At 34.6% G+C, this 6,666-nt stretch carries 5 protein-coding genes; 1 reads left to right on the top strand and 4 read right to left on the bottom strand.

What is annotated here, in order from left to right:
• The coding region (locus N3C_RS15225; protein WP_207648633.1) for a hypothetical protein at positions 1 to 221 on the top strand (221 nt) is incomplete at its 5' end.
• A 179-nt stretch (positions 222 to 400) separates the two neighbouring features.
• Here the strand turns inward: N3C_RS15225 and N3C_RS15185 are convergent.
• From N3C_RS15185 to N3C_RS14225, 4 genes are all read right to left on the bottom strand, one after another.
• Positions 401 to 559, bottom strand: a complete 159-nt coding sequence (locus N3C_RS15185; RefSeq protein WP_178377846.1) for a hypothetical protein — start codon at positions 557 to 559, stop codon at positions 401 to 403.
• Positions 560 to 1,252: 693 nt separating this feature from the next.
• Positions 1,253 to 5,467, bottom strand: a complete 4,215-nt coding sequence (locus N3C_RS14235; RefSeq protein WP_074366672.1) for a DUF7743 domain-containing protein — start codon at positions 5,465 to 5,467, stop codon at positions 1,253 to 1,255.
• A 207-nt stretch (positions 5,468 to 5,674) separates the two neighbouring features.
• Positions 5,675 to 6,046, bottom strand: coding sequence for a DUF7035 domain-containing protein (locus N3C_RS14230; protein WP_441294409.1), 372 nt, complete (start codon positions 6,044 to 6,046; stop codon positions 5,675 to 5,677).
• Positions 6,047 to 6,082: 36 nt separating this feature from the next.
• The gene (locus tag N3C_RS14225) at positions 6,083 to 6,529 is read right to left on the bottom strand and encodes a hypothetical protein (protein ID WP_074366670.1); all 447 of its coding nucleotides are present in this window, start codon (positions 6,527 to 6,529) and stop codon (positions 6,083 to 6,085) included.
• Between the last annotated feature and the right edge of the window lie 137 nt (positions 6,530 to 6,666).

Genomic DNA, 6,666 nt, shown 5'->3' with positions numbered 1-6,666 from the left:
GCGTTAGCGAGCCCTTGATAAACAATGAGCCAAATGGCAAAATTAGGATGAGAGGGCTTATGTGTCATGCCCTTATATCTATTCCCTTTGCCCTCTACGAGGTAAAGACTTCATTTGGCGAATGTTTGTCAAGGCAACTGCGGTTAGTTGCAGCTAACTTCAGTTTGTTGGTAGTTTTGAAGCTAGTTTTTCATAAACTTTTTACAGTACCTAACAACTAATTATATTTTACTATTAATTACAGCAATTTTCTACTTAAAACGGGGCAAACTACTTTTGCAGGCAACAAGTCAACTGGCAACAGATAATATGTAGAAATGATATAACAGGCAGCCTATTTAGTACAGAATAAACAATATAAGGTAACAGATTAAATGTAGAAATGCTCCTCCAATAATAACTACAATACTGGCGCTACAGGATACATGATATAAATTGCGATAATCCTTCTGGTAGCAGATGCAAATATAGCACTGGCGCCACAGAGCAACTTGGTATAAATGGCGATAATCCTTTCGGTAGCAAAAGCAACTGCATCTCTACCAGCGCAGAGCCACATGATATTAATAACAAATATTCATCATCAGCCTTATAAACTCCACCTTGCAAAAACCCTTTGTTATAGAAAAACTGCTCCATAGCTTTTAGAGATTAGAAGTCAGACATTTAGGAAAATTTTGCGTCCTTTCAGGCTCTTCATTTTTATAATTTCCTATTCAATTACAATCAAAAAGTGCTATCGAACTGTTAGAGTTAAGAGGTAAAAAGTAAAAATTGAGATATATGATATAAGAAATCTAGAGCCTATTATCCTATAGCTGAATCACTATATACTATGTTTTATAAAGGATCTAAAGAATAATGAATGTTCGTTTTGAACCTATTAAACTGACATAAGCTACTATAGTGCCGTCAACAGTCATAGGTGCTGGATGATGTAATAGAAGCTGTAAATCCGTCGTTACTGCTTATCCAACTCAATCCATTTCTGCATCAACACCTTTTTGAAACAAAGCAACATACCAAAAAACCGCTACCCCGCTTTTAAATGTCAGAAGCCAAAACATTGCTTATAACATAACGTCCAATAAAAAAGGATATCTTGTCATCCATATTTGCTTGGATACAAGACATCCTTTTTTCGTTAGAGTAGTCCTCTTAGGAAAGCAACTTTTCGCCGCTTCTACAAATATCGCACACCCCTGGGGCGTTTCCGACACAGTTCGCTGCAAACCGCGCGCCCCTGGGGCACCTACTGCCTCCTGCAGATAAGTACCAAGTCGTAGATGTCTACCTTCTTGTCCTTGTTTATATCTGCCCGAGGCTCCCAGAATGGAGAGCTTTCGTCTAGGTTGTAGTTTCTAGCTGCCATAGCTAGGTCTAGTATATTAACCTGATTATCTCCAGTTACATCGGTGAGAAGACTGTCCGTTACCTCAAAATCTCCTGCGCTTAAATCCATAAGCTTGTTAATGGAGTTCATATAAAGCCTGTCATTCATGTAATTTCCAATAACACTTACATTGCCGGTGTTATCTCTTATTTCCACCCTTAAAATCTTCCACTGTCCGATATTTACATCTGTACTGTATGGTGAAATGTAAGCTTGGAAGCTTTCACCAACCTTATTTAGTACATAATCAACCTCATGAAAGCCAGGTGTTAAATATGTAACCTTTACGGAAGAAACACCTGAATCATCCATTGCATCGATGGATATTAAAACATTACCATCTAAGTCTATAGATTTTTGGCTTACTTCAATATTAGTTAATTCCGGCTTTATTAAATCCGTTAGCGGTGAAGAGAATTCAATGTCGCAAGTACTTAAATCCATTAGCTTATACTTTCCAAACAAATCCTTGTGTGGGTTAGCTGAATTTATTACTTTCAAACCGCCAGCAAGATAAGGAAGTATTAATATATTATCAATTCTCCAGGTACCAATTTCATCATCAGTAGTAAAGGCCAATGTAGCTTTAAATTTACCATTTTCATAACTAAGCTGTGCTTGCTTATAATACTTTCCTGTAGGTGACACAAAGATAATCCAAGATACAAATAAGCCATCATCTTCATTTGGAATACCAGTCACGCCGTCAATAGTTATCTCTACTTGAGAATTATTAATCATATCAACATATTTTGTGTTCACTGATACTTGGCTGAAGTTAGGCTCATCCCCAGAACCATCGTACATTCCTGTGGCAGTTATATTAAGATGATTTAGGTCAACATACTTAACAGTTTCATATGGGCTTTGGCCTATTGAGTTTTCATAGTTAATATAATTTCCTGCTTCATCTCTAAAATAAATGTAGGTAGCTTTCCATAATCCGTTGCTCTCAAAGCCATAGAAGTTTACCTTTGCAATAAACTTGCCATTTTCCTTGTAAATTTCACCATATTTCTCATCGGTACCATTTTTATAAACAACGAAACCTAATGAAGAATTATCGTTTATATATCGGTCATCTTTAATGTCCAAAGTGATGGTAGCCACATCTTTGCCATTAACTTCATTTTTATCTATAACAGCATTATTTAGCACTGGCGGAACAGTATCCTCATTTTGCTTTTGGACAGTTATACTATTGGAACTAAAATCTTTTTCAACTATGTTACCTTTGTCATCAAAGAAGGCTTCAATCCTTTCCCTCATCCATTGAGAAAGGTTTGAGTCTACATAATTAGTAGTATTTCCTGACTTGTCCGCTAAAATTAATCCAACAGGTCTCCATATTCCAGTCCGATCATTTTGTCCAAGATAGAAATCAACATAATAATTGTTATTTCCTTCTTTTATACCATAAACTTTTATGGTGTCATTAGGGCCAAGGAATATCATTGAAGATACACCAAAAATATAATCATTCTTTCCAGATGTGATAATGCCTGATAAGTCGTCAATAGCATCTAGTGTTATAGTGCTTATCTGATTATAATTTATATTTTTCTTGTCTACACTTATATCCAATAATTCAGGAGCAGCAAAGTCTGAAAGAGTACCAAACACTGTAAACTCTAAATGACTAAAATCCATCATATAATCATAGGATTCATAATCATTATACAGAATGTCCTTGTTTCCTACCTTTAGTACATTACCAGCATTATCAGCCAAGGATATTTCGTAAACTTTCCAAATACCATCTTCAGTATACTTTCCAACGTTAAATAAACTATTGAATATACCTTTATTATTAGTTATTGGAGTAGTAACTCGCTTTCCTGTTTTAGATACAAAGGTAATATAGGTGTTATTATAATATTCCATTTTAGTTGGAGTATGAATTCCAGACTCTAAATCCATGCAAAGAATATCAAAGCTTAATGTATCTCCAATAGTTGCATTTCTTATCATAGCAAACACTTGTAATAATACTGGATCGTTATTATCTACTATAGTTCCATAAACCTCAAAATTACACTTGCTCAAATCTATGCCATGGCTAGTATCCTCAGCAGTATACCATCTGAAATTATATACATTATCTGTTAAGGTTATCTCCACTAGCTCATATGTAGTCATGGGTGAATAAAATCCTACACTTACATACCCCTTATAAATATTATTACCTACATGGGTAAATCCTACTTCTTTGTACTCTCCATCAGGGGTTCTATACTTAGCCCAAATGGATTCAATACCGGATACATCATCGGTAGCTTCAATTGTAAGGGTTGCAACCTCAAAAGGATTAATACTTGTTTTATCTATGCTAACACTTATCAATTCTGGACCATTATGGTCTGCTGTAGCTCCTTCGACAGTGAAGTTTGCACTACTAAAATCCATACTGCTATATTGGTAAGGATATAAAACAGAATTGTAGTAGTAGTTTAATCGTCCTACCTTATCCCATATGCTAATATAGTCAATTTGGTAAGTACCATTATCATCATATTGGTCTACAGTATATTGTATCTCGAATACTCCATCTGAAACTTCACTTCCATAAAAATATTCAATCTCTCCATTTGGTTTTAAAAGCTCTACATAACACCAATTTACACCTGAAGCATCATCGCTAGTGTTTACTGTTATTGTAACGGTATCTACAGGTCTTGCTATTGTTTTATCCACAGATACGGAGGTAAGCACAGGCGCTTCATAGTCTGGTGTGGCACCAGATATACTAAAATTCGCTGCACTGAAATCAAAAGTATTATCCTCATATGGGTCAAAATTAGAATTATAGTATCTAACATAATTTCCTGCTTTATCTGTGATGTCCATGTAATTTATTGTATAGATACCATTCTCATCAAATTGCCCTACTGTATATTGACCCTGGTATACTCCTTCTGATATTTTCTCCCATTGAAAATCAAGTCCCATATAAGAATATTCACCTGATAATAGGCTGTTCTCATCCACTACGAATCCAAACAAGTCATCTATACCTGAAAGATCATCACTGGCATGAACCGTTATAGTCACAGTGTCTCCAGGTTGTACATTTTTCTTATCAACGGTTACAAAGTCAATGGTAGGCACTTCATTATCATTAATGCAACCTGATATAGTAAAATATGCTGGACTGAAGTCGAATAAATTTTCTTCATCTGTAAATAACTCCGCATTATAATAAGTAATCCAATTTCCAGCCTTATCATTCATATCAATATAGTCAATTACATAGGTTCCATTTGTATCATATAATCCTACAGTATACTCTGCCTGATAAACCCCTTCTGATACTTTTTCCCAATATATATTTAAGGTTTTAGCCCATTCTGTTTCTGATGATAAACTATTAAGTTCTACAACATTGGCATCAAAATAACTTATGCCTGACACATCATCACTGGCCTGCACAGTTATTGTTACAGTATCACCAGGTTCTACATTCTTCTTATCTACATTTACAGAAAGAAGTTTAGGAGCTTCATAATCCGGTGTGCAACCAGATATACTGAAATCCGCATTACTAAAATCATATAAATTATTTTCATTCGGATATAGATTTGAATTATAGTAGGTTATTTCATTTCCAACTCTATCTCCTAATTCAACATAGGCAATTTTATAGTTTCCATTTTCACTATATTGCCCTACAGTGTATTCTGCTACATACACACCCTCTGATACTTTCATCCAACTTACATCTAATGAATATGTCCACTCATCTCCTAAACTATCAGCATCTACTATAGTTGCATATAAATATTCTATGCCTGAAGCATCATCACTAGCTGTAACTGCTATAGTCACAGTATCACCAGGCTCTGCATTTTTCTTATTTACACTTACAGAGTCAATCTTAGGATCTTCTTTGTCAGGGGTAGTACCAGATATATCAAAATCTGCTGCACTGAAATCAAAGGTATAGGGTTCATCGTCATAATAGTTTGAATTATAATATGTGATAAAGTGTCCAGCCCTATCTTCAATACTGATGCTTCTTATTGTGTAGCTTCCACTCTCATCATATTCATTTACCGTATAGGTTATTTGATACACTCCCTCTGAAACCTTCTGCCAGTCAACAGCAAGAGTATTTGGCCAATATTCACCAGATGTTAAGCTATTAACCTCTACTACACTTGGATAAAAATAACTTATCCCCGAAACATCATCACTAGTCTCAACTGTTATGGTGATGGTATCCCCAGACCTTGCTTCCTTCTTATCTACATTAACTGAATCAATTTTTGGATACTCCTTATCTTAAATAGTTCCTGAAACTGTAAAGTCTGCAGCACTTAAATCCTTTACATCATAATTGTCTGGATATAATTCAGAATTATAATGACCGACAAAATTCCCAACATTATCCCTAATATTGATATATTGTATCTTATAATCACCACTCAAAGCATAAGCTGAAATGCTGTATTCTGCCTCAAACACATTTTCTGATACTTTTTCACAGTTAATATAAGTGGTACTATCATCAGGCTTTAAAAGCTCTAAATAACAACCTTCAACACCAGCACCATCATCACTAGCATTTACAGTGAATTTCACTGTGTCATTACCTGTAACATTAGATTTATCAACAGTTATAGAATGAAAAACTGGTGGATCTGTATCCCTAATTAATCCACTAACATAAAAGTCCCCATTGCTAAAGTCCTACTTATTTACATCATCAGAATTTGTTACAACTGAATTATAAACTTCATAAAAAGTAAATTCTTTGCCCCAGAAATCTAAACATAGCACCTCATATTTTCCATTTATAAATATGTATTGCTCTATGTTAATAGAAGCTTCAAATTGATTAGTATCCTCATTATAATTCAAATAATAGTGTACGAGATCCCTAGTTTCTGGTTCCAAGTAGTAAATTTCTACACTATCAAACTTCTCTGGATTATCCATGCCAACAGATAATTGAATGGTATCTCCAAGAGTAAAGCTTATCCCATCATTTCCGCTTCTTGTCCCACTAACCGATAAAGTTAAATTCTTCGGAGCTAAAGCTGGGATCCCCTCTGCTGAAACCTTGATATTTGGAAATAGGTTTACAAGCAAGAAAATACTCAGTAAATAAGAAAAAACCCTCTTCTTCTTTTTCAAAATAACTTCTCCCTTCTACAGCCTTATGGCAAATATTTTACACATTATACATAAAAATATAATACATCTATTTTAATTTTTCAATAAAATTTGACACTTTATGATAAATACTCCTCATGCGATGATAAAAGAACTTT

Origin of the sequence: Clostridium sp. N3C (genome assembly GCF_900095445.1) — a bacterium.
Taxonomy (GTDB): domain Bacteria; phylum Bacillota; class Clostridia; order Clostridiales; family Clostridiaceae; genus Clostridium_AU.
The sequence above is the reverse complement of the archived record's forward strand: the minus strand, read 5'-3'. Positions and strand labels throughout refer to the sequence as shown.

What these genes read in the sequence shown, in the direction of transcription:
- N3C_RS15185 (WP_178377846.1), bottom strand. Translation starts at nt 559, where the DNA reads ATGTGGCTCTGCGCTGGTAGAGATGCAGTTGCTTTTGCTACCGAAAGG.